21 protein-coding genes are annotated in these 24,723 nt (G+C 44.4%); 15 read left to right on the top strand and 6 right to left on the bottom strand.

Annotated elements, in window-relative coordinates; translation table 11 throughout:
- The first annotated feature begins 29 nt into the window (after window positions 1-29).
- The 3 genes from CSV75_RS07455 (at window position 30) to CSV75_RS07445 (ending at window position 3,069) form a co-directional block, all read left to right on the top strand.
- Window positions 30-1,457: a S41 family peptidase gene (locus tag CSV75_RS07455; protein WP_099675264.1), complete on the top strand. Its 1,428-nt coding sequence runs from the start codon at window positions 30-32 to the stop codon at window positions 1,455-1,457.
- A gap of 173 nt (window positions 1,458-1,630) precedes the next feature.
- Complete coding sequence (locus tag CSV75_RS07450) at window positions 1,631-2,803, top strand: PDZ domain-containing protein (RefSeq protein ID WP_099675263.1); 1,173 nt, start codon at window positions 1,631-1,633, stop codon at window positions 2,801-2,803.
- 14 nt (window positions 2,804-2,817) lie between these two features.
- Window positions 2,818-3,069 carry a CsbA family protein gene (locus CSV75_RS07445; protein ID WP_099631056.1) on the top strand — a complete coding sequence of 84 codons (252 nt, stop codon included), beginning with the start codon at window positions 2,818-2,820 and terminating at the stop codon, window positions 3,067-3,069.
- Window positions 3,070-3,179: 110 nt separating this feature from the next.
- On the opposite strand, the gene CSV75_RS07440 is transcribed toward CSV75_RS07445, so the two are convergent.
- Both CSV75_RS07440 and CSV75_RS07435 read right to left on the bottom strand, forming a co-directional pair.
- A complete protein-coding gene (locus CSV75_RS07440) occupies window positions 3,180-3,482 on the bottom strand; it encodes an AzlD domain-containing protein (protein WP_099631055.1) in 303 nt (100 codons plus the stop codon).
- Entirely contained in the window at window positions 3,482-4,204 is a 723-nt protein-coding gene (locus CSV75_RS07435) for an AzlC family ABC transporter permease (protein ID WP_233191600.1), read from the bottom strand. Before CSV75_RS07435 ends, CSV75_RS07440 begins: the two co-directional genes overlap by 1 nt.
- Window positions 4,205-4,311: 107 nt before the next feature.
- Between CSV75_RS07435 and CSV75_RS07430 the strand changes: the two genes are divergently transcribed.
- From CSV75_RS07430 to CSV75_RS07400, 8 genes are all read left to right on the top strand, one after another.
- Window positions 4,312-4,944 (top strand): TVP38/TMEM64 family protein, encoded by a 633-nt coding sequence (locus CSV75_RS07430; RefSeq protein WP_099675261.1) that lies wholly within the window; start codon window positions 4,312-4,314, stop codon window positions 4,942-4,944.
- A 484-nt stretch (window positions 4,945-5,428) separates the two neighbouring features.
- Complete coding sequence (addB, locus tag CSV75_RS07425) at window positions 5,429-8,920, top strand: helicase-exonuclease AddAB subunit AddB (RefSeq protein ID WP_099675260.1); 3,492 nt, start codon at window positions 5,429-5,431, stop codon at window positions 8,918-8,920.
- A complete protein-coding gene (addA, locus tag CSV75_RS07420) occupies window positions 8,904-12,608 on the top strand; it encodes a helicase-exonuclease AddAB subunit AddA (RefSeq protein WP_099675259.1) in 3,705 nt (1,234 codons plus the stop codon). Before addB ends, addA begins: the two co-directional genes overlap by 17 nt.
- Window positions 12,605-13,792: a DUF418 domain-containing protein gene (locus tag CSV75_RS07415; RefSeq protein WP_233191599.1), complete on the top strand. Its 1,188-nt coding sequence runs from the start codon at window positions 12,605-12,607 to the stop codon at window positions 13,790-13,792. Before addA ends, CSV75_RS07415 begins: the two co-directional genes overlap by 4 nt.
- A 55-nt stretch (window positions 13,793-13,847) precedes the next feature.
- Entirely contained in the window at window positions 13,848-14,744 is an 897-nt protein-coding gene (locus tag CSV75_RS07410) for a fumarylacetoacetate hydrolase family protein (RefSeq protein WP_099675258.1), read from the top strand.
- A gap of 92 nt (window positions 14,745-14,836) precedes the next feature.
- Window positions 14,837-15,211 (top strand): YisL family protein, encoded by a 375-nt coding sequence (locus tag CSV75_RS07405; protein WP_099675257.1) that lies wholly within the window; start codon window positions 14,837-14,839, stop codon window positions 15,209-15,211.
- A 30-nt stretch (window positions 15,212-15,241) separates the two neighbouring features.
- Window positions 15,242-15,370: a hypothetical protein gene (locus CSV75_RS16635; RefSeq protein ID WP_255406630.1), complete on the top strand. Its 129-nt coding sequence runs from the start codon at window positions 15,242-15,244 to the stop codon at window positions 15,368-15,370.
- Window positions 15,371-15,548: 178 nt separating this feature from the next.
- Entirely contained in the window at window positions 15,549-16,919 is a 1,371-nt protein-coding gene (locus CSV75_RS07400) for an alpha-amylase family glycosyl hydrolase (protein WP_099675256.1), read from the top strand.
- A 374-nt stretch (window positions 16,920-17,293) separates the two neighbouring features.
- Here CSV75_RS07400 and CSV75_RS07395 read toward each other — a convergent pair whose 3' ends face one another.
- Both CSV75_RS07395 and CSV75_RS07390 read right to left on the bottom strand, forming a co-directional pair.
- Window positions 17,294-18,151: a DegV family protein gene (locus tag CSV75_RS07395; RefSeq protein ID WP_099675255.1), complete on the bottom strand. Its 858-nt coding sequence runs from the start codon at window positions 18,149-18,151 to the stop codon at window positions 17,294-17,296.
- Window positions 18,152-18,163: 12 nt separating this feature from the next.
- The gene (locus CSV75_RS07390) at window positions 18,164-18,988 is read right to left on the bottom strand and encodes a Cof-type HAD-IIB family hydrolase (protein WP_099675254.1); all 825 of its coding nucleotides are present in this window, start codon (window positions 18,986-18,988) and stop codon (window positions 18,164-18,166) included.
- Window positions 18,989-19,161: 173 nt separating this feature from the next.
- Between CSV75_RS07390 and CSV75_RS07385 the strand changes: the two genes are divergently transcribed.
- Both CSV75_RS07385 and CSV75_RS07380 read left to right on the top strand, forming a co-directional pair.
- The gene (locus CSV75_RS07385) at window positions 19,162-19,938 is read left to right on the top strand and encodes a prolyl oligopeptidase family serine peptidase (protein WP_099675253.1); all 777 of its coding nucleotides are present in this window, start codon (window positions 19,162-19,164) and stop codon (window positions 19,936-19,938) included.
- Between the two features lie 46 nt (window positions 19,939-19,984).
- Window positions 19,985-20,299 (top strand): metal-sulfur cluster assembly factor, encoded by a 315-nt coding sequence (locus CSV75_RS07380; protein ID WP_029052483.1) that lies wholly within the window; start codon window positions 19,985-19,987, stop codon window positions 20,297-20,299.
- Window positions 20,300-21,234: 935 nt separating this feature from the next.
- Here CSV75_RS07380 and CSV75_RS16265 read toward each other — a convergent pair.
- Window positions 21,235-21,402 carry a hypothetical protein gene (locus CSV75_RS16265; RefSeq protein WP_158231622.1) on the bottom strand — a complete coding sequence of 56 codons (168 nt, stop codon included), beginning with the start codon at window positions 21,400-21,402 and terminating at the stop codon, window positions 21,235-21,237.
- 180 nt (window positions 21,403-21,582) lie between these two features.
- Between CSV75_RS16265 and rraA the strand changes: the two genes are divergently transcribed.
- On the top strand, window positions 21,583-22,062 hold the full coding sequence (rraA, locus tag CSV75_RS07375) for a ribonuclease E activity regulator RraA (RefSeq protein WP_099674241.1): 480 nt from the start codon (window positions 21,583-21,585) through the stop codon (window positions 22,060-22,062).
- A 155-nt stretch (window positions 22,063-22,217) separates the two neighbouring features.
- On the top strand, window positions 22,218-24,356 hold the full coding sequence (locus CSV75_RS07370) for an ATP-dependent Clp protease ATP-binding subunit (RefSeq protein ID WP_369825355.1): 2,139 nt from the start codon (window positions 22,218-22,220) through the stop codon (window positions 24,354-24,356).
- 57 nt (window positions 24,357-24,413) lie between these two features.
- On the opposite strand, the gene CSV75_RS07365 is transcribed toward CSV75_RS07370, so the two are convergent.
- Window positions 24,414-24,596 (bottom strand): YjzD family protein, encoded by a 183-nt coding sequence (locus CSV75_RS07365; protein ID WP_099631038.1) that lies wholly within the window; start codon window positions 24,594-24,596, stop codon window positions 24,414-24,416.
- Window positions 24,597-24,723 lie beyond the last annotated feature (127 nt).

The following is a 24,723-nucleotide window of genomic DNA, read 5'->3' as shown; positions in this document are numbered from 1 at the left end:
CATATAGTGAAGAGAGGAGGAGGTTATGAATGCGTAAGAGCAGGCTTTTTTTGGTGGGGGTGTTATTACTGATCGGCGCCATATGGCTAAATGGCTGCGGGAAGCAGGAAGCTGCAAAGAATGAGTCGATCAGTAAGTTACCTGTAGTAGATGAGGTATTTGAAAAGATTCAAGAGCGAGCCGTTTACCCAGTCAAGAAGGACGAGCTGATTGAAGGGGCGTTGCGTGGGATGACCGATACAATCGGTGACCCGTATTCGACGTATTTGACCGAACAGGAAGCAGAGTCTCACCGGGAATCACTTGCAGGATCACGTGTAGGGATTGGTGCGGAAATGACACGGACTAACGGCAAATATATTGTCGTAGCGCCAATTAAAGGAGGTCCAGCTGAAAAGGCGGGATTACAGCCTTATGATGAAATTGTGCGTGTTAACGGAGAACGTTTGGCCAATGAAACATTACGTGACGTAGTCAATATGATACGGGGCGAAAAAGGGACGGAAGTGAAGTTGACTATTTTCCGACCTGAAGCGGATAAGCATATGGAATACACCATCACACGCGATCACATGCCTGTGATATCTGTGTCGCATGAGCTGATTAAAGAACGGGATGCTAAGCTCGGGTACATAGCGCTAAGCATGTTTGGTGAAGAGACAGCAAAAGAGTGGCAAAAGGCTACGTCTGACGTCCTCAAAAAAGGTGCCCAAGCTATCATCATCGATGTGCGCGGTAATCCGGGTGGCTATTTGAAGGCTGTATCCGAAATTTCCAGTAGTCTATTGGAAGAAGATCGAACGTTCGTCGTAATGCAAGATGCAAAAGGGAATTTAACGCCAGTGTCAACGGAGAAGGACGATAAGCTTTCATTTAATGAACGCTTGAAACACGTCCCGATTGTTATCGTACAGGATGTAGGTAGCGCATCTGCAAGTGAAGTGTTGAGTGCAGCGATCAAAGATTTGAAACGTGGTGAGATCATCGGCACGACAAGTTTTGGCAAAGGAACCGTACAAGAAACGATGGAATTATCTAACGGTGGAGAATTGAAGCTATCCACGAGTAAATGGTTGACGCCTAAAGAAAAGTGGATTCATGGCAAAGGGGTCACGGCAGATATTGAAGTAAAACAGAATGCTTTATTCACAGAGCACTTGCAGATGGTGACGGATACTATGAAAGAAGGGCATTTCAATGACCAAGTTGCGTATGCGCAACGCATGCTCAAAGCATTTGATCATCGTCCAGGTAGAACGGATGGCTATTTCGATCGCGAAACGGCAGAAGCGGTACATGCATTCCGCGCGGAGTATGAAATCAAAGAAGGCTATGATATGGACAGAGAATTCTTCACGGCATTAAAAACGGCTGCAGAAGAATATCGGGCTGAGCCAAAGAACGACAAACAGTTGCGTATGGCGGTCGATTTCCTCGTCAATAAACTGGAAAAATAATAGCAGAGGCGGTTCGGCAAGGTCTTGAAAAAACAGGACACGCGCGAACAGCCTCTTTTTTTACGCAATTTAGCTTAAATTGGAACTTCCTTCAGAACTCTCTCGCTATTTTCCTTCTTTTTTTGTACAATGAAGAAAAGAGCTATAAAGACAAGCGAGAAAGGTGACAGAAGATGTCTAGCGAACTATTACTTAATTTAAAAGATGCAGTACTGTACTTTTTTCTGAATCCAGTCTGGCTAATCGCTTTAGTGGCTGCCTATATGCTTGGCAGTAAACGCGTAAGCCGCGAGCGAACAGATTTCAATGTGGGCATAAACAAAGGTTCCGCTGAAATGAAACACGCTATTTCAGTAGGTTGGTTGCACGGTCTAGTTCTATCGATTTTGATCGCTGGTGTTGGATTGATTGTCGATTTTAACTGGATCATTATTTTGTCCGTTATCATGTTGCTCGTTATCGTATCCTTCTCCTATAAACTAGCCTCACCAATCTACTATGTAACTATCGCGTTTTTTGCGCTGTGGGCATTGGATCGTTTTGCAGGAGATTTTTCAATCGGCACGTGGTTCGTCCAGGAAGACTTGGACTTCTTCGGTACATTAGCGATTACGGTACCGATTATTGCAGGATTGTTGTTAATTTCAGAAGGCTTATTGGTTCGTCGTCATGCGGCGCGTCATACGTCTCCATCGTTCGTTCCGACTCAGCGCGGAATGCGTGGTGCAATTTATCAGTCGAAGTTACTTTGGCTCGTGCCGGTGGTATTTATAGTACCTGGACATATGGTAGCGGAATTTGCTCCATACTGGCCGCAATTCACACTAGGCGCAGAGCAATTTTCATTCATTCCGGTACCTGTAATCATCGGATTCTCGCAATGGATTCGTTCCACGTTCCCAGACGTGCTACTTCCTAAAATGGGAAAAGCGATCGCTTGGCTCGGTGTAGCTGTCGCGGTAGTAGGTATTGGTGCAATTTGGATGCCGATCCTTGGTTGGGCAGCATTGCTCGCCGGGGTTCTATGCCGTATCTTGTTGAGTGCTATGATTTCACTATCAGAACGCAATAAACAAGTGTTGTTAGTGCCTCAATCAGAAGGTGTGTATGTAGTAGCGGTTCTTAGCGATTCACCAGCAGAGAAAATGGGCATAGTGCCGGGTGATTTGATCAAGTCGGTTAACGGGATCTCGATTCACAATGAAGATGAATTATATGATGCGATCCAAGTCAATGCCGCACACTGTCGTTTACAAGTCATCGGCCGTGATCAAGAGGTACGTCTAAAGCAACAAGTGCTGTTCCGTCATGACCACTTCCGTCTAGGTATTGTGGTTGTGCGTTAAAAGGGGAGAACAATATGCATGATTTCGATACGAAGTTACTATTTGCGATGTTGTTGCCAGGGATTTTAGTTGTATTTTTTACGCGCGTGACATTTCATCACGTCGTTGGATTAATATTGACATTGTCGCTTATCGCAGCATCGGTCTATGCGGGCTATACGCATAACTGGATGTTGTATGTAGCGGATGCAGTGTCTTTGACAGTAGGTTTTTGGTTTGCATCGCGCATGGTGAAGAATGCGCGACTGAATCAAACCGAGGAGTGAAAAAGCGGTTTTCAAAGAGCGTATATGCTTTGAAAACCGCTTTTTTGTCTCGAATACTAGCTAGTACCTGTTTTAATTGTCTCCACAGTGGGGAATAGTGAGACTAAGAGTTAAAATAAACTGTACACAGCGAGCGCTGCAATGGTACCAATCACGACAAACATTACGTCGAGGCCGAGGAAGGCTAGTGTAAACGCTGTGATCGCACCTATTACGCCGAAAAGAATATCATCTTGGATATGTAAAATAGCCGGGAAAATAAGTGCACCGAGCACTGCATATGGAATATTGCGCAACACACCACTGACGATTGGCGGTAATTCCTTGCCGTCAAGAATGGTCAACGGAATCATTCGGGGTACATATGTAGCAACGGCCATGCCGAGCAACATCCACCAATACATAGATCCCATCAGTTTGCCTCCTTCCGTTTAGTAAAGCGTTCGACGTTTTTATTACTCTTTACATAAAGAATCTCAACAAATATAGCAGAGGCGAGCGTCGCGACCAAGATCGACCATCCAGTAGACAGTAACTGCGTGTAATACAATGCGCAGTGAATGACTGCTGCAATCACCGCAAGCAACACCACTTTGCGATTGCCTTTCATGGACGGGACGAGCAGGCCGATGAACATCGCATAGAGCGCAACGGACATTGCTTTTTGCAGAAATTGTGGTAAGTTGGCTCCGATGACGTGACCAACTGCTGTAAAGACCACCCAACTACTATAGGCAATCAAGGCAACGCCAAACGTAAAGGCGGTCGTGACTTGCCGATTCTTCTGTGTAGCAAGAACGGAAAATGTTTCATCAGTGATTCCAAATGCGTAGATGGCTTTCTTCCATTTTGGCGCAGGCTCCACTTTCTCGCTTAGAGCAGCCGTCATGAGAAAGTGCCTAATATTGACGATAAATGTATTCGTCACGATGAGCCACGGCGCAACACCAGTCGCAAGTAAGCTAAGTGACATATATTGAGCGGCTCCCGCGTAGACGAATACACTCATTGCGGTTGCTTCGATAATCGAGAGGCCAGTCGTTTTAGCGAGCAGTCCGAATGTCAGCGCAACGGGAAAGTAGCCAATGGCAATGCTCGATCCTGCTTTCAGGCCATGAAAAAAGGTTGTATTCACTAGGCAGCCCATCTTTCTTTTACCAATCTAGGAGCTAGTATACTATAATTCAACAAATTCCACAGCGTTATGACTAAAAATTATGAAAATCAGTGAGGGTGTTGGCGATGAATGAATGGCTATCAATTGATAAAGTGGAGGATTTGGCAGAGCAGTATGAGGCTCTAGGTTTTTTCATGGGATTAATTCCAACGTTTTTGGAGGCATTCCTCCCATTTCTGCCACTTTTCGTATTTGTTATCGCCAATGCCATCGCATTCGGTTTTTGGCTAGGCTTTCTGCTTTCCTGGGCTGGAACGGTAGCGGGTTCGTATGTGGTGTTCTTGCTCGTCCGGAGATTTGGCGGCAGCAAGTTCTTCTCGTTTCTGACCCGTCCTAAAAAAGTGCAACAGTTAATTCAATGGGTTGAGCGTAATGGTTTTGGTCCGTTGTTTGTCTTAATTTGTTTTCCGTTTACGCCTTCCGCTTTGGTGAATCTCGTGGCGGGCTTGTCGAATATGAATAAGAAGAATTATTTGTTCGTGCTGATGCTTGGTAAGCTGGTGATGATTATGATGATTACGTTTATCGGGTATGATGTGCGAGCGCTCGTCACGCAGCCGATTCGGACGTTGATTATGTTTGTCGTTATTTTCTTGCTATGGTTGGTGGGGAAATGGTTTGAGCGCAGGTTGACGCGGAAAGTAGAAGAGGATTTCAGGAGTTTTTCTAGTGTACATGGTGATCGCAAAAAAGAATAAAGGTTAACGTTTCCTGTCTCTCTTTTCTTTCGGTACAATGGAAGAAAGAGTGGCAGGATTTTTTCTTTCTGAAATAGAGAGAAGTGATGGGGGGGGTGAGGGCACCGTTGATCTGCGTTCCAGGCGGACGCTTTCCCATGGGCCCGCGGTGAGCCAACCAGTTCGCTACGCTCTCTTTTGGTTGTCTCACCTGATCGGGCTGATCCATCGGGAGTCGCCGCCTTCCACTCCGATCAACTAGTTTGTGGTTCTGAAAGGCAGAAAATCAGCGAGATCGTGCTTCCTATCATTTATTTCTTGCGAACGTCATCCAACAGCGCCGAAGTGGGGCCAATGAACATTACACTTACATTGCCAGAAAAACTACAAACTATGGACCAAACATAAATAGAAAAAACAAGTGCAGAACCACAACCCAGAGCTGCTTACTAACTTACTAAATGAACTTATATAAACCCAACTTCCAACGAAAGGGGAGAGTACTATGTCACTGCGCTTTATTACAGGTCGCTCCGGAACAGGAAAGACTACTTTTATTGAACGTGAAATTGCACAAGAGCTGAATGTACGTCCGATGGGGGCTCCTATTGTAGTCATCGTACCGGACCAACTATCTTATTCGATGGAATACAGTTTATCCGTCAAATCTGGATTGACTGGCATGATCCGCGCGCAAGTATTAACATTTAAACGTCTTGCATGGCGGGTGTTGCAAGAGGTCGGCGGCATTACACGTGAAGAGGTAGATAGTTTCGGATATCGCATGCTCGTACGTAGTGTGCTAGAGGACAATAAAGAATCGTTTAAGTTATTTAAACAAGCCGCTTCGAAGCACGGGTTCGCTGAGCAAATTAGTGACATCATGAAGGAATTCAGTAAATATTGTATCGATCAGCAAGCATTTTCCGAATTGATGACTTCGCTTGCCGATCAGCAAGCTCCTCGAATTTTGCAAGATAAAGCGCATGATTTGCACTTGTTGCTTGAGAAAATAGAAGAGCGTCTTGGAACGACGTATATGGACAGTGAAGGGCAACTAAATGCGTTAGCTGAACAGTTAGCGCATTCGGAGTGGCTGCAGGATGCGTCGATCTACATCGATGGATTCGGCGATTTCACGACACAGGAATACACGATTATTACGCAATTAATGAAATATACGAAACGCGTTACAGTCGTGTTACCAATGGAAGAAAAAGTGCATAACAGCGAGCATGAATTATTCCATACTGCACAGCAACAGTACGAAACGCTTCAGCAACTGGCCTATAGTGAGTCAGTCGATCGTGAAGAACGTATTCATTTGACAGAGTTGCAACGCTTTTCAAGTCAAGAATTGGCGCATTTAGAAGAGCAGTTTGATCACTATCCTCCTGAATCGTTTGAATCAGAAGGCGCGATTCAACTAATCGAAGCGTCGAATCGCCGCGCGGAAGTTCATGCAGTGGCGCGTTCGATTCGCAAGATGATGCGTGAAGGCAAACGTTACCGAGGGATAACGGTTGTAAATCGTCAACCGGATGTCTACAACGAATTAATCCAAAACATCTTCACGCAATATGATATTCCTGTGTTCATTAGTCAAAAGAAACCGATGCTTCATCATCCGTTGATTGAATTTGTGCGTTCATTACTTGAAGCGGTGCGGACAGATTGGTCGTATGAAGCAGTGTTCAGGGCAGTGAAGACGGATTTGTTTTTCCCGATCAATGAAAGCAAACAAGTGTGGAGAGAGCGGGCAGACCGTTTGGAGAATTTCGTACTGGCTAAAGGAATCCATGGTAAATCCCGCTGGCAAGATGAAGAGCGTTGGAAGGTCAGTCGCTACAGAGGTCTGGAAAAAGTCCGTACCGTACAGACGGATGAAGAACTCGCGACTCAAGCAGAGTTTGCTGAGACTCGCGACAGGATCCGCGAACCGATTGAGCAGTTACAGCAGAAGTTAACGTCTGCTCGTACCGGTCAAGACGTGGCGGAAGCGTTGTTTTACACAATAGAATCTCTTCATATTTACGATAAAATAATAGAGTTGCAGCAAACGGAACATACAACAAATCGTTTGCAAGCAGCAGCGGAACATGAACAAGCGTGGACGAGTTGGATTAATGTGCTGGAACAGTTTGTACTGATGTTCGGGGAGAAAGAACTGCCGATTGCAGAAGCTATTAAAATCTTGGATGAAGGATTCGATACTCTCGAATTCAAATTGATTCCGCCTTCCCTCGATCAGGTCACTGTGACAACGATAGAGTTATTCAATGCGATGGATGTTGAAGCGGTGTTTGTACTCGGTGCGAATGAAGGGGTATTGCCTTTGCGTAATGATCACGAAGGGTTGCTATCGGACAGTGACCGAGAGTTGTTTAGTGAAATCGGCATGACTCTCGCACCTACGACCAAGCTTCAGCTCATGCGTGAATCGTATATGGCGTACCGAGCGTTTACCGGAGCGAGTGCGCGTTTGACTGTCAGCTATCCCATTGCGGATGAAGAAGGGAAAGCGTTGATTCCATCACTTTACATTCCTAGATTACAGCAAATTGTATCGAATATACCAACGGAGATCGCGGTCATGGAACCAACGGAATTATCCGAGGTTGAAGACAAGCTTACGTATATCGAACACCCGGACGTGGCGCTGTCCTATGCGATTCGTATGATGCGCCAAGCTTCAACACAGGAAGAAATCGCACCTGAATGGCAAGCGGTTCTAGCGTATTATAAGGAAGATCCACTGTGGTCTTCAGTTATAGAGTCCATCGTTCAACCTGCATTGAAGCGACAGAAAACTGAGTTGCTCGATACCGAACTGACGACAGGTTTATATGGTTCGTCCTTTACAACGAGTGTATCCAGGATAGAATCGTATTACAGTTGTCCGTTCCAACATTTCACGACTTATGGTCTAAATTTGCAAGAGCGTTTTGAATTCCAGCTGGAAGCACCGGATATCGGGGATTTATTCCATGCGGCATTGAAATGGGTATCTGACGAAGTCATGCGCCAAGGTTTGTCCTGGGCTGCGTTGACGAAAGAACAGTGCTGGCAGTTAGGTCGTGAAGCAATTGATGCACTAGCGCCGAAGTTCTTCCATAGAATTTTATTGTCGAGTCCACGCTATGCGTATATTCAACGAAAGTTGATGCAAATTATTCAACGGACGATCCGTGCACTACAGTCGCAGGCGCGTAATTCAAGCTTTACGCCGATTGCGATTGAGGCAGGTTTTGGTCCGGATGAAGAAATTGCACCGCTTGAAATCAATTTGAAAAATGGTCAACAGATGCATATTAGAGGACGAATCGACCGAATTGATACGATGAAAAAAGACGATCAGACGTATTTGCGAGTAGTCGATTACAAATCGTCAGCTCGTGCACTTGATTTGACTGAAGTGTATTATGGCTTATCGCTACAAATGCTGACGTATCTAGATGTTGCACTCGAGCATGCGGAAGATTGGCTCGGCGTTTATGCAAATCCCGCAGGTGTGCTCTATATGTATGTTCACAATCCGATGTTGCGTTTGACAAAAGAGTTAAACGATGAGGCTGTGGAAAAAGAGTTATTGAAATCTTATAAAATGCAGGGCTATATAGTGGAAGATGCGGACGTTGCTTTGGCGATGGATGACCATATTGAAAGTGAGTCGTTAATTATTCCAGCACGATTAAAGAAAGACGGCTCGTTTTATTCGAATTCGAAAGTCGTGCCTCCTGAAGATATTAACATTTTGCGGTCATTTGTCCGCAAGAAACATCAGCAGGCAGGAGACGGCATGCTGTCAGGTGATACCCGTGTCTACCCGTACCGCCTAAAAGAACATATGCCGTGCACGTTCTGTTCGTATCAATCAATTTGTCAGTTTGATAGTACGGATCCGACACAGCCTACACGGAACTATTCGGCCTATAAGCCGGAAGAATCACTAGAAATGATGAGGAAGGAGATCGATCCAGATGCGAATTCCAGATAAGCCGCCACATGAGACATTTACGGATGATCAATGGAAAGCAATCCATGCATCCGGTAAAGATATTCTCGTATCTGCTGCAGCAGGTTCAGGGAAAACGAAAGTCCTCATCACGCGGATGATTGAAAAAGTATTAAACACGGAACACCCGATAGACGTGGATCAGCTACTTGTTGTGACATTCACAAATGCGGCGGCTGCCGAAATGCGTCACCGAATGGCGAGTACGCTCGAAGAAGCAATCGTCAAGGATCCTTCTTCCGTTCATTTGCGCAGACAGTTGAATTTACTGAATAAAGCACAGATTTCATCCTTGCATTCATTTTGTCTGCAAGTCGTTCGACAGTATTCATATGTATTGGATATAGACCCCGGATTCCGTATTGCCGATGCAACAGAGGCGGCGATTTTACGTGATGACACGATTGCCCTTGTGTTGGAAGATGCCTACAGTCAGCCCGATCCGGAAGCCGTTTATCGTTTGAGTGATAGTTTCACAGCAGACCGGAATGATCAGGCGATCGAGACGCTGATTGATAAACTCTATGATTATTCCCGTGTACATCCGAATCCATCGCAGTGGCTAGAACTCATTCCACAGCAATATGAAATTGGGGAGGATGCGACGATTGACGAATTGTCGTTCATCGATTCGCTGAAAGTATCAATTCAGCATACGCTTGAAGAAGCTAAGACGATTGCGCGCGATTTGCAGCGAGTAGCAGAAATGAATGACGGACCGCTGCCGTTGCTTGAAACCGCGAAAGCTGATGAAGCCTGGATTGACGGAGCGCTTGACTATATGCTTCACGGGAAGTGGGAAGATGCCTTTGCGTATTTCCAGACGTTGAAGTGGGTCAAAGCAGGTACGATTCGTAAAGGTACATGTGACGAAGACTTGGCTGCGCGTGGTAAGACGATGCGTGATCAAGTGAAGAAAATGGTCACTGCATTAAAAGATACGTACTTTACTCGCACACCTGCCAGATTATTAGAGGAAATTCGTTTGATGGCGCCACTTATGCACACGCTCGTCGGATTGGTAGAGGATTTTGCGGCGCGTTACCAAACGTTGAAAGAAGAACGCGGCTTAGTGGATTTCTCGGATCTCGAACATTATGCGTTACAGATCTTATCCGAAGAAGTCGACGGGGAGCGAGTGCCTTCTGATATCGCGAACGATTATCGAAATCGATTTGCGGAAGTATTGGTGGACGAGTATCAAGATACAAACTTCTTACAAGAAGCTATTTTGCAGTTAGTGAAGCAAGGCGGAGAAGTAGATGGCAATTTATTTATGGTAGGGGACGTCAAGCAGTCAATTTATCGATTCCGTTTGGCAGAACCAGGTTTATTTTTAGGGAAGTATGATCGCTTTACATCAGATATAGGGGATCAAGGATTGAAAATTGACTTGAATGCCAACTTCCGGAGCCGTAAAGAAGTGCTCGATGCAACGAACTATATTTTTAGGCAGATCATGGGAACGCGAGTGGGAGAAATAGAGTATGATGACGCGGCCGCGTTGAAGTACGGTGCACAATATCCTGAAAAAGACGTATCCGCGGGCTTGACGATTTTGTATGAGAATGAAGAAGATGACATGTCGCAAGAGCAAGAAGCCCAGCAAGAGCTGAAGAAATCCCAAGTGGAAGCGCGGTGTATTGCACAGAAGATCAAGGCGTGGAAAGATCAACAGGCGCAAGTAGCGGATGCATTCAGTGGTACACAACGTCCGCTCGAATACCGTGATATTGTCATACTCATGCGTTCGATGACGTGGTCGAGTGAAATTGCGGATGAACTAAAAGCCGCCGGAATTCCTGTCTATGTATCTTTATCTTCGGGCTATTTTGACGCGATTGAAGTGATGATTATGCTTAATACATTGCGTGTCATCGATAATCCATACCAAGACATTCCGCTCGTGTCAGTGTTGCGTGCGCCATTTGTTGGCATGACCGAAAATGAACTAGCGCAAATTCGTCTCGTCAATCGTAATGCGACGTTTTATGAAGCACTGCAAGTATTCATGCAGACCGGTGGTGCAGGAGTGAATCCTGCTACACAGCAAAAGCTTCAACGGTTTTTCCTATTACTTGAAGATTGGCGGAATATGGCGCGGCACGGTTCGTTATCCGAATTGATCTGGCAAGTTTATCAAGATACGCATTACTACGAAATGGTCGGGATTTTGCCGAACGGTAAACAACGTCAAGCGAATCTACGTGCATTGCATGACCGTGCGATGGCCTATGAGAAGACGTCGTTCCGTGGATTGTTCCGCTTTCTTCGATTTATCGACCGCATGCGTAAACGCGGAGATGATCTTGGGGAAGCACGTTTCTTGAGCGAAAAGGAAAACGTCGTGCGGATCATGACCATTCATTCATCGAAAGGTCTAGAATTCCCGTATGTATTTTTAGCGGGAATGGGGCGTCCGTTTAATAAAATGGATTTCCATAATCCGTATTTGTTTGATCAGCATTTCGGACTCGCCGTCAAAGCGATCGATCCAGATAAACGAATCATGTTCACGTCACTACCGTTTCTAGCGATCAAAGAGAAAAAGGAGCTAGAGATGCGAGCAGAGGAAATGCGCGTACTCTACGTAGCCATGACACGTGCTAAAGAGCATTTGGAATTGATTGCCTCCGTTAAAGATATCGAAAAGACGATAAACAAGTGGCAAGAAGCCCAGTTATTGGATGAAGATGATCCTTTGCCGGAATACACACGTTCACGGGCAACCGGTTACCTCGATTGGATAGGACCAGCCGTTGCGCGTCATATGGATTTTGGTAAGTTTGGTAAGATGACAGGCGGAGAACTAATCGCGGATTCGTCATCATGGGAAGTAAATGCCTTGCCATTTTCTGCTTTTCATCATACGAATGAAGTGGAGATCGAGGACTGGATACCTGTCGATCAGGAAAACGCCATGGCGAATCCAGAGTTGGTGGAAGAAGTGCGAAGCCGTTTTGATGCGCATTATCCGTTTGAATTTGCGGTGGAATTATCTTCGAAACAATCCGTCAGTGAGTTAAAGCGGATTGCGTTGCTTGAGTTAGAACGAGGAGATGCGGATCCGTTTGAAGAAATGGAACAAGACGCCACGAAACGCATCTCAAACCTTCATGCACGACCATCATTTTTACAGAAACGTTCATTGACGACAGCGGAAATTGGAACTGCGATGCATACCGTCATGCAGCATTTGGATTTGAAAGAGGAATTGGATCAAGTGAGTGCCAAAAACTTCGTCAAGCAACTCGAAACACGTGAACTGCTGACAAGAGAAGAAGCAGCTGCGATTGACATTCAGGCGATTGTAGCATTTTTCGAGACGTCACTAGGCAAACGGATGAAGCAAGCCGATCAGGTATTGCGTGAAATGCCGTTTACTTATGCGCTACCAGCTGTTGAAGGTGAATTTCAGTTGTTACAAGGTATTGCCGACTGTCTATTTCATGAAGACGGCGAGTGGGTACTCGTAGATTATAAAACGGACGATGTCAGTAAATTTCGTTCCGATTCGGCAATTTCCAAAGAAATGCAAGTTCGGTATGGCACTCAGTTAAATTTGTATAAGAATGTGTTGGAATCCATTCTTTCCATCGAAATTAAAGAAATGGTGCTGTACTTATTCAGTGGAGCAAAAATGATTCGCTTACAGGAGGAGTTTGTTTGAAGTTGACTCCTACATCTTTAACAGAACGAGTGGAAGCACTTGATTACTTGAGAGGTATTGCGCTACTTGGGATTTTGATTGCGAATATGCTTCATTTCCACTCACCGTATGCGTATATGGATCCGTATTCGTGGTATACCATTCCGCATGAGCAGTCGATGTTTCATTTTATCGATGTGTTTATAGAAGCTAGTTTCTATCCGCTATTCGCCATGTTATTTGGCTATGGCGTGAATATGCAGTATGAGAAATCATGGAGAAATCATACACAGTTTGCGCCATTCATGGCACGCCGTATGGGGATTTTACTAATTTTTGGCGTGCTGCATGCGTTGCTCATTTGGTCAGGGGATATTTTGTTCACCTATGCGTTGATGGGATTCATCATGATTGCGGTGATCCGTATTCCAAAAAAGTGGTTGTTGACACTTTCACTCGTGATCTATTTTGTGCCCACGCTATTGTTGTACGGTATATTGGCGCTGACCCGCAGTAAGTCCACTTCGAGTCTATTGGATGGATTCGTGGATACACGACAGATCGAACGGGCGATTTCCTCCTATGGAAACGGAACGTTCAGAGAGATCTTCGCTTTCCGTTTGAATGAATTCTTTACTTTTGAAATCATTGGTTCGATTACAGCAGTCTTTATCATATTGCCTTTGATTATGTTCGGTGCAGCGTTATCGAAATTCAAGATGATTGAGCGTATGTATGCGTTGAAAGGGAAGTTATTTCTTGCGATGCTAGTATTCATTCCGATTGGCGTAACCTTGAAAAATATTCCGAGCTGGGACGGTGCGAAATTTGAGAATGTCTTACTCATTCAATCCATAGTGGGTGGCCCCATACTGACGCTTGGCTACGCAGCATTATTTTTATTGCTGTTTCAAATTCCGTTTTTGAAAAGACTGACACAACCGTTTGCAAATGTAGGCAGAATGGCGTTTACGACGTATATTATGCAGTCACTCATTGCGACGATGATATTTTATTCATATGGAGTAGGTCTGTATGGTAAAGTAGATATAGTGACCGGCACGTGGCTGGCAATCGGGATTTTTGCGATTCAGCTCATTATAGCGCAGGTATGGTTGACGAAATTCCGAATGGGGCCACTAGAAGCTGTGTGGCGGAAGTGGTCTTACGGAAAGAATTTCGTCGTTAAAGAGGAAAAAAAGTAGATTTTGTCGTAACATAGGAATATGTGAATTCACATGGAAAGGGTTGGGTATTCAAATGAAATTATTGTCATTCCGTTACGAGGGACAGACTTTATTCGGACCAAAAGTTAAACGTGAGGAAGCTGTATGGGATCTACTCGCTATGGCGGAAGCTTTGGAACAAACTGATTTCCCCAAAACGATGATTGAAGGCGTTTCACATGGGATGGATTTTGTGGAGGAAGTTCGTAAATTGGTAGAGAAAACTGAAGTTGAAGGCAATGTAGAGCAGTTCAAGCATGCGTTCACTGACATCGAATGGTTGTCTCCAATTCCACGCACACCGAAAAACGTCTTGTGTGTTGGTAAGAACTATCTTGACCATGCAGAGGAACTTGGATCAAAAGCACCTGAGAAATTGATGCTATTCACTAAGTCTCCAACAGCAATCGCAGGAGACGAGCAAACATTATCGGTCCATAGTGACGTGACGGATTCATTGGATTATGAAGGGGAGTTGGCTGTCGTTATTAGTAAGACAGGCAAAAATATTCCTAAGCAGCTGGCGTATGATTACGTGTTTGGTTACACAATTGGTAATGATATTACTGCGCGCAATATTCAAACAGAGCACAAACAGTTCTTCCTAGGAAAGAGTTTAGACGATTCTTGTCCGATGGGTCCTTATGTGGTGACGAAAGACGAAATTCCCAATCCGCAAAATTTATCAGTCGTTACGAAAGTGAATGACGAAGTGCGCCAAAACGGCAATACGTCCAATATGATTTTCAAAATTGATGAGTTGATCGCTGAAATCTCTAAGTATGTCACATTAGAGCCAGGTGATGTCATCTTGACAGGTACGCCAGCGGGTGTTGGTAAAGGTATGACACCACCGACCTACTTAAAAAAGGGCGATACGGTAAAGGTATCCATCGAAGGCATTGGTACACTAGTTAACCGTTTTGAATAATAGGCAGGTCTATGAAATAAGCTTCAGAATAGTCGTAGTTTGAAAGATATGGTAGGATATTAATCGACTAGACAAATAACGAGGTGGAAGAAATGGGATTTTTAACTGATACAACCCATATGCATATTTTTACATGGGTAGTAGGCATTGTACTTTTTTTCGTTACAGCAAGCATGGCAAATGGAACAAAAGGAAAAAAGATTACACATATGATTTTGCGTCTGTTCTATGTATTGATCATCATCACGGGAGCTGCGCTATTCTTTAAGCATATGAGTATTGATTCTATGCTATATGGCATCAAATTTGTCCTCGGTATTCTGACAATCGGATTTATGGAAATGGTTCTGGTTAGCGGTAGTAAAGGGAAGAACACAGGTCTTATGTGGATTCTCTTCATCATCGCATTACTTGCAACGATGTTCGTAGGTTTCAAATTACCGGTAGGTTTCAACTTTTTCGCATAATAATTACTGACTAGTATAGGAGATGAGCCAATGGCCACACAGGTTGGCTGGATATTTTTGATTGTGATCCTGTTACTGATGGCACTGTTTGCTATCTCCGTTTTGGTCAGTGCGCGTAAACAACGGGATCCGGACTTCTTTGCTGAAGACGATAACTAATGTGCGCAAGCAGTGGAGGAGCTTTCCTCTTCTGCTTTTTTTATTGATCTAAAAACCATACTTTCACAAGATCGTCGTATTTACTGAACGCGTCAATGGTTTTCATAAGAAAGAATGGCGCGGTCCGTGGCCGTTTGATAAACTAAAAGAAGAGTTTGGATGAGGAGGATATACTAAAGTGAAACGAATAATCGGACTACTGGCAATCTGTATGCTTGCCCTATCGATAGCACCACCCGCTTTTGCAGATACTGACCGGGTTTTCAGCGACGAAAGTATCTATGATTTACTTGTCGACCGTTTCAATAATGGGATCGAATCCAATGATTTCGAAGTCAACGCACAAGATCCAGCTGCGTTTAACGGTGGCGACTTTGCCGGAATCAGCAATCGCTTGCAACACTTGATCGACATGCACTTTACGATGATTTCTGTCGGACCGGTTTTCAAAACAGCTTCATATGATGGAAATGAAGTTCTTGATTATTATGAGATTGAGCCGCACTTCGGTACAGCGGAAGAGTTCATCGCTTTAATTGAAGAGATGCATGCGAACGATTTAAAAATTATGGCGGATTTTCCTTTAGTAGGTGATCTTAGCGATCCTGCTGTACAGCAAGAACTGACAGATGCTGCTGTACAATTTGTTTCCGATTATGAGTTGGACGGGCTTCGTTTGACATTACTTGATCATGCGGATACGAAGTTCCTAAACAACATAATTGAAGCCGTGAAGGATGCGAACAAGGGGTTATACGTGATTACAAATGAACAGAGTGATGCGTCATTTGACAGTGTACCGGCTGAAAAACAAAGTGCAGCCATTCAGGAATCATTCGTGCAAGTAGATCCAGATACTTCTTCATTGGATCAGTTTAGTAATGACGATGCAGGTAAATTACTTCAGCTTGATGATTTAACTGGACCGCGTTTTACATATAAAATGGTGGAGCTTCGTCAATTCCCACCGACACGTTGGAAAGTCGCGACGGTTGCACAATTCATGCTTCCTGGAGTTCCACTAGTTCCTTACGCAACGGAAATTGCCGTGAATGGTAAAGAAGCACCGGAATCTCATCCGTTCTTTAATTTTAAAACCGATATGGAGTTACATGAGTGGATTGGTGATCTAAACACTCTTCGAAATGATTCGGAAACACTTCGTACAGGTGATTTCAAGATTTTGCATAATAAAGACGGATTTGTCGTATTTGAACGATCTTCTGAAGATGAGAAGTGGATCATTGCGCTCAATAATACGTCGAAAGTGCAAAGCTTGGAGCTTGATCCTTCTGAGCTTGGGGAGAATAAGAAACTTCGAGGCGTGCTTGGTCAAGATTTGATCAAAGAGACGAAGGATAATAAATATCACGTCGTCCTTGACCGTGAGTTGGCGGAAGTATACATCGTCGAGGAGGATAAGGGGTTTAATACGCCTTATCTGATTGCTTCGATTATGGTCGTTGTCCTGTTTATCTTGTTCTTGTATATGGTTATACGGAAGGGTAAGAAGGGGCGGAATGGAGACTCGGTTAGTGAAAAGAAGTAAGGGATAAGGCACCGTTGATCAACGTTCCGGGTGGACGCTTTCCCGAGGGCGTGGCTTGAGCCAAGCGAACAGCGAAGGGTTCGCTTTGCCGTATTTCTGTGTACTTTGCAGAAATTAAGGCACCTGTCCAGGGTCTCAAGGCGCACGCTGATCCTCCGGGAAGAGCCGTTACGAAGAACGGCTTTTGCGAGTAAAAGCGTAGCGTTAGGAGCACATCTTGGCACTCGCCACCCTACACTTACGATCAACTGGCGTATTCCATTGAAATTAGAGAGTAGTTCAAAAAAGTTCAAAAGAAAAAGGTTCAAGAAAAGTTCCTGATACTGGAACAAGTCTTGAGCCTTGGACAGTCTGCAGTTTATGCAGGCTGTTTTTTATTCGTTTTTTGTGTGGTTGAGGAAGAATAGGGCGATGGTTCCGGGACCGGCGTGTGAACCGATGACGGAGCCTATTTGGTGGATTTCGATTGCTTTTGGTTGAATGACTTCTTGGATCATTTCCTGAAACTCTTTGGCAGTAGTCAGGTCATCGCCGTGGCTGATGGCGATGGTTTGTTGTTGAAGATTACTGCCGCGTTCTTCCATCACTTCAATCATACGACGTAGGACTTTTTTGCGTCCCCGATGTTTTTCGATTGGAACGAGTTTTCCATCTTCTACGTGAAGCAGTGGTTTAATATTGAGCAGGCCGCCGAAAAATGCGCTTGCTTTGGATACACGACCGCCTTTTGCCAAGTAGTCCAGGTCTTCTACTGTGAATAGATGTTCCATATGCATCGCCATGGTGCGAATTTCTTGTTCGATTTCCTGCATGCCGAGGCCTTTGTCGCGCAGACGAACGGCTTCCTTAACGAGAAGACCATAGCCAAGTGAAGCGCAGTGCGTATCGATGACTGCCAAGTTCATGGAAGGGTTGTCTCCTTTTACTAGGTCACTCGTCATAACGGCTGTTTGGTATGTTCCTGACAGTTGGGAGGAGAAGGCGATGTACATACCGTCTTCACCGGACGCTGCAAGGTCTTTCCAGCTGGTCATCATTTTATCGGGTGAAGCTTGGGATGTCTTTGGTTGTTGTCCCTCGCGAATCGCATCGAAAACTTCCTTGGAGTTGATCTCGACGATATCTTCGTATTCTTTGCCGTCTAGAAGAACGCTTAACGGGAATAGTTCTACTTCGTTATCTGTAAAGAAGTCTAAAGGTAAATCACAAGCGCTATCCGCAAAAATTTTCATTTCTTTTCCCCCTTATACGACGATGTTTTTCTGTAAGGATAATCGCTCTTCTAGTATACGTGAAATTCCGTCTTCATTATTCGTATCGGTTATTTCGTCTGCAATGGATTTCAAACGGTCGATGGCATTCCCCATTGCGACACCTGTTCCTGCATAATCGATCATTTCTAGGTCGTTGTCTTCGTCTCCAAATGCGATGATTCGGTCAACCGGTACGTTCATCCATTTCGCAACCGCGTCAATGCCTACTGCTTTATTGAGGCCGTGACGAACTATTTCCACGATGTTAAATGGAGTCCCCCAACGTCGATGATCGATGACTTCTGCATGCAAGTCTTCAAGATGCTGTCGAATCGGATCAACTGTTAACGGATCGGCTTGAATTAACAAGCTAGTTGGATCGGTTCTTAATGAATTCCGAATATCACCAGCAGTGATGAGTGGATTACCAAAGTTTAAAATGTCTAAAAATCGTTCATCATGATACTGCGCATAGACGTCGTCCATGACTTCCGCTATGATATTTTTAACTGGGAAGTTTTGCATGGCATCTACTACTTCATTGACGACCGGTAACGCAATCGTTTCGTGAATAGTTTGCCATGAACGATCGGTAGGGTGGTGAACAAAGGCACCGTTAAAGTTGACGATGGGTGTGGTCAGATCCAGCTGCTGGTAATAGACTTCACTAGCGCGGTATGGTCGACCAGTCGCAATCATGACGTGGTGGCCTTGCGAAACAGCCTTACGTAGTGTCTGTTCTGTTTTGGGTGAAATGATTTTTTCATCCGTCAATAATGTTCCATCTAAATCTAAAACAATCAAATGTGGTTTCAAAAAAATCCTCTCCTACTAGTGCTAATACTTTCAGATTGTTATGTCTTTATAGTCTATCGTTAACGGTGTAAGTAAGTCAAAAAAATGAGTGATAAGGCGAAGGTATTGTCTTATCTGTAACATGTTGCTATTCTAACATAACAGTAAATGATTGTAGGAAAAGAGGAATCGGCATGATTATTCGTTCAGAAAAATGGCAAGAGATCCCGGTACTTCATATGGTGGAAGAGTCAAAAGAGAAAGAACGCATTCCTGTTGTACTATTTTTTCATGGATTTACTAGTGCAAAAGAACATAATTTACACTACGCATACAATCTAGCAAAACAAGGAATTCGTGTGATATTACCCGAAGCTAAACTGCATGGGGAATGTTCAAAATCACTCGATGAGTTTCAACTAGCCTTAAGCTTTTGGGACATCGTGTTGACTTCTATTAAAGAAGCAGATGTTTTACATGATGAACTATATAAAAGAGAATTGATCGATGACGAAACATTAATCGGCATGGGTGGTACTTCAATGGGTGGAATCACGACATTCGGCTGCCTCGCGAATTATGATTGGATCGACGCAGCTTCCGTCATGATGGGTTCACCTGCATTCACGCGCTTAGCGAAAGGACAAATTTCTTACGCAGAGCGTGGCGGTAGAGAAATCCCGGTGTCTCAAGAAGAACGAGAACAACTATTCGCGGCCCTTGACCAAGTAGATCTATCACAAAATCCAGGCAGACTGCATCAGCGTCCGCTTTTCATTTGGCACGGAGAACAAGATTCGATGGTACCGTTTGAGTTTACGAAAGAATTTTACGAGGAAATTCAAAAGGATTACGTAGATCAGCCAGAGCTTTTGAAGTGGATGCCTGACGAAAATGCAGGCCACTCCGTTTCACGTCCAGGAATGCTTGCATCAGTCGATTGGCTTGCACACCATTTGCGTGCAAGGTAGTATGTTGGTAAGATAAGATTACTACACAGCAGAGAGGAGCATTCCGATGAACACAGAAGAAGAAATCAAGCAGTATTTATTTGGTGCGTTGGAAAACGTCATCGACCCTGAATTAGGTATTGATATCGTCAATCTTGGATTGGTTTACAATGCAGAGTTGCTTGACGAAGGAGTCGCGAAAGTGACAATGACACTGACGTCAATGGGTTGCCCAATGGGTCCACAGATTGTAGCGAATATCGAGCAAGAACTAATGGAACTTCCAGAGGTCAAGGACACAGTGGTAGATATCATTTGGAATCCACCATGGTCCCGCGATAACATGTCACGTTATGCCAAGATTGCACTAGGCGTACGTTAATAAATCATATAAACCACACCGTTTTAATATGGTGTGGTTTTTTTAATGGAAAGGATTGGCTGATGGGGTGTTGGGGTAGGGGATTGGCGCTTCGGAGGGGACGCTTTTCCTGAGGGCTCGCGGTGTGCCAACCATTTCGCTTTGCTCATTATTGGTTGTCTCACTTGATCGAGCAGATTCTCTTGGTAACAATAGCCTGCATTATATAGAATAGGCTGACGTGGTGTTGGGGTAGGGGATTGGCACTTCGGAGGGGACGCGTTCTGGAGGGCCCGCGGTAAGCCCCCTAGTCGCTGCGCTCCTTTAGTGGTCTTACCTGATCGGGCTGATCCTCCCAGAGTCGCCCCTCCTACGCGCCAATCCCTTACGGTGTGAGTGGAGGCCACTTGTTGTTGTGCATTGAAGTTAGTATTGTGATTTGTTTTGAACTTAAATTTAACCCATTTCTAGAGACAACAATACTTCATATCCACTTGCCAGTGTGTGATCCACTTCTCCCACATTAATAAGTAGGATGGAAGCGGAAGCTGGCGGCGAGTGCAAAGATGTGCTCCCAACGCTTCGCTTATGCTCGCAAAAGCCGTACTTCGCAACGGCTCTCGCACCAATCCCTTACGGTGTGAGTGGAAGCCACTTGTTGTTGTGCATTGAAGTTAGTATTGTGATTTAGTTTGAACTCGAAATTGAATTTAACCCATTTCATGTGACAACAATAATTCGTGTCCACTTGCCAGTGTTTGTCTACTTTTCCCACTTTAATTAAGTAGGATGGAAGCGGAAGCTGGCGGCGGGTGCAAAGATATGCTCCTAAGGCTTCGCTTTTACTCACAAAAGCCGCACTTCGCAACGGCTTTCGCACCAATCCCTTATGGTGTGAGTGGAGGCCACTTGTTGTGCATTGAAGTTATCATTGTGATTTATATTCGAACTTAAATTTAACCCATTTCAAGAGACAACAATAATTCATATCCACTTGCCAGTGTGTGATCCACTTCTCCCACTTTAATAAGTAGGATGGAAGCGGAAGCTAGCGGTGACTCCCGATGGATCAGCTCGATCAGGTGAGACAACCAAAAGAGAGCGCAGCGAACTGGTTGGCTCACCGCGAGCCCATGGGAAAGCGTCCGCTAGCTGGAGCTTCCATCCCATGACGAACACAAAATAACCCACCGAGCCAATCCCCATATCCAAAATGAAAACATAAGAAATAAAAAAGGAAATGCAAGATTTTGTCGAATAGGAATAGGGTAGCGTCAAACAGAATGTACTAGGGGGAATGGGAAATGTCAGTTAAAACAGCAGACCTATGTGATGACTTCATCGACGAACTGCAAGTGTGCACAGTAGAGTTCAAATCCTACGGGAAGCACAAGAGATTCTCGGGGCCGATCTCGACAGTAAAGGTCTTTGAAGACAATGTGTTAGTAAAGGAAGCACTTCAAACGATTCCAGAAGGCAATGTATTGGTTGTAGACGGTGGGGGTTCAAAACGCTGCGCACTCATGGGGGACATGCTCGGCGAAATCGCGCAAGATCGTAAACTTGCGGGTGTTATTATCTATGGCTGTGCACGCGACACAGCGGATCTTGGTACACAGGAAATCGGTGTCATGGCGATCGGTAGCATGCCCGTGAAAAGTATCAAACGTGGCGAAGGGCAGAAAGAGGAAGTCCTTCATTTCGGAAACGTTGAATGGACACCAGGTCACTATGTTTACGCGGATGAAGACGGGGTAGTCGTTGCGCCTCGCCAACTAGTTTAATACACGTCGCTCGCTTAATTGCGGGCGACCTTTTTTATCTAAAAAACGTACATTCATTCGAGTGTTAATCTTTTACATTACGCAAAAAATATACTATAATTAAATTAATCAAAGATAGTCAAAGTCAAATAAATGAGAGGCGGATGTATATGCGTATGGATGGAATGCAAGAAGATCAGCGCTCACCACTAGAGCAATTCGGTCGCAATCTTGTGGAAGAAGTGAAAAACGGGAAAATGGATCCGGTTATTGGCCGGGATGAAGAAATTCGAAATGTAATCCGTATATTATCGAGAAAGACAAAAAATAACCCAGTCTTAATCGGTGAGCCGGGAGTCGGTAAAACGGCGATTGTTGAAGGATTGGCACAGCGTATTGTAAAAGGTGATGTGCCTGAAGGGTTGAAAAACCGTCAGATTTTCGAACTGGATATGAGTGCGCTAATTGCGGGTGCGAAGTATCGTGGAGAGTTTGAAGAGCGTCTGAAAAGTGTCTTGAAACAAGTGAAAGAAAGTGATGGAGAAATCATCATGTTCATTGATGAGATTCATACTATCGTAGGTGCTGGAAAAACAGAAGGTGCGATGGACGCGGGGAATATGTTGAAGCCGATGCTTGCACGTGGTGAATTGTACTGTATTGGTGCGACTACGCTTGACGAGTACCGGATGTATATCGAGAAAGATCCGGCACTTGAAAGGCGATTCCAGCAAGTGATGGTACGTGAACCGTCTATAGAAGATACAGTGTCCATTTTGCGTGGATTAAAAGAACGTTTTGAATTGCATCATGGTGTGCGTATTCATGACCGTGCAATTGTTGCGGCGGCAACATTATCTGATCGGTACTTAACTGAGCGTTTCATGCCGGATAAAGCGATTGATTTAATTGATGAAGCGAGCGCAATGATTCGTACGGAAATTGATTCGATGCCATCTGAACTGGATGCAGTGACTCGTAGAATTATGCAACTCGAGATTGAAGAGCAAGCGTTACGTAAAGAGAAAGATACGATGAGTCAGTCACGCCTTCAGACTTTACGAGAAGAGCTGCAAGACTTGAAAGATTCTTCAAAAGATATGCGGGAACAGTGGGATGAAGAAAAAGCAGCGTTAAAAATTATTCAAAGTAAACGGGAAGAACTTGATCGCTACCGCCGTGAACTTGAGGAAGCGCAAGGTAATTTTGATTTGAACAAAGCCGCTGAATTACAGTACGGTAAAATCCCGACGTTGGAAAAAGAATTAAAAGAATTGGAAAGTCCGTTAGAAGGAACAAAAGATATACGTCTTTTACGTGAAGAAGTGACGGAAGAAGAAATTGCTTCTATCGTTGCGCGCTGGACAGGCATTCCGGTAACGAAACTCGTTGAAGGTGAGCGTGAGAAATTATTGCGCTTGCATGAAACATTGAAAGAACGTGTCATTGGACAAGACAATGCAGTACAACTCGTCACTGAAGCTGTCTGGCGTGCGCGTGCTGGCATACAAGATCCGAATAAGCCTATTGGGTCGTTCTTGTTCCTTGGGCCTACTGGTGTAGGAAAGACAGAGCTTGCGAAAACGCTGGCTGCTACGTTATTTGATTCGGAAGATCATTTCGTGCGAATCGATATGTCCGAGTATATGGAGAAACACAGTGTGTCACGTCTAGTCGGTGCACCTCCAGGATACATCGGCTATGAAGAAGGCGGTCAGTTAACGGAAGCGGTTAGAAGAAATCCATATGCTGTCGTGTTGTTGGATGAAATTGAAAAAGCGCATCCTGATGTGGCAAATATATTACTGCAGATTCTAGATGATGGGCGTATTACAGATAGTCAAGGACGTTTAGTAAACTTTACAAATACTGTTGTCATCATGACATCGAATATCGGGTCCGCTTATTTACTCGATAATGATTTGGAGGATACAGAACATGCCAAAGAAGATCTGATCATGGCAGCTCTTCGCGGTCATTTCAAACCTGAGTTATTGAACCGAATGGATGATATCATCATTTTTCATTCATTGACTACAGATTCATTTAAAGCAATTACCAACAAGATGCTAGGTGATTTAGTTGGTCGTCTGGAAGAGCAGGATCTCGAGCTTGTCTATGATGATGAAGTACTCGACTGGATTGTTCGTGAAGGAGCAGATGCGGACTTTGGTGCGCGGCCATTGAAACGATTCATTCAGCGACATGTGGAAACGAAAGTTGCGAAAGAAGTAATACGAGGTGGTCTTGTAGAAGGACAGCAAATCAAATTGTCCATGCACGAAGGGGAATTGGTTGTAGAAGTTGTCCGATGAGATCAAAATAAAAAGCGTAAGAACTGGTTAACAGTTCTTACGCTTTTTGATCGTAAATCAAACGTCTGCTGGAGATTCGTTTGGAATGATTGCAGTGATAATCAATACAAGTACAGCCAAAACGATTGAGACGGTAACGCCCGCCATGAAGTCAAATGCATTGCCACCAATGGAGCCCGCAACGTAGTTTAACATAGCTACCAAGAGGAACGACCAAACAAATGTCATAATATAGTGCATGATTTTCACCTCGACTAGTCTATTTCATCATCCATCATACCATAGCAAACTAAATCGTTGAAAACAATATATGTATTATATTTGACGAAAAAGTGTCCTCGTCTTGAAAAAACATATTTTTTCTTCT

The organism is Sporosarcina sp. P18a (assembly GCF_002743135.1).
Lineage (GTDB): Bacteria > Bacillota > Bacilli > Bacillales_A > Planococcaceae > Sporosarcina.
The sequence above is the reverse complement of the archived record's forward strand: the minus strand, read 5'-3'. Positions and strand labels throughout refer to the sequence as shown.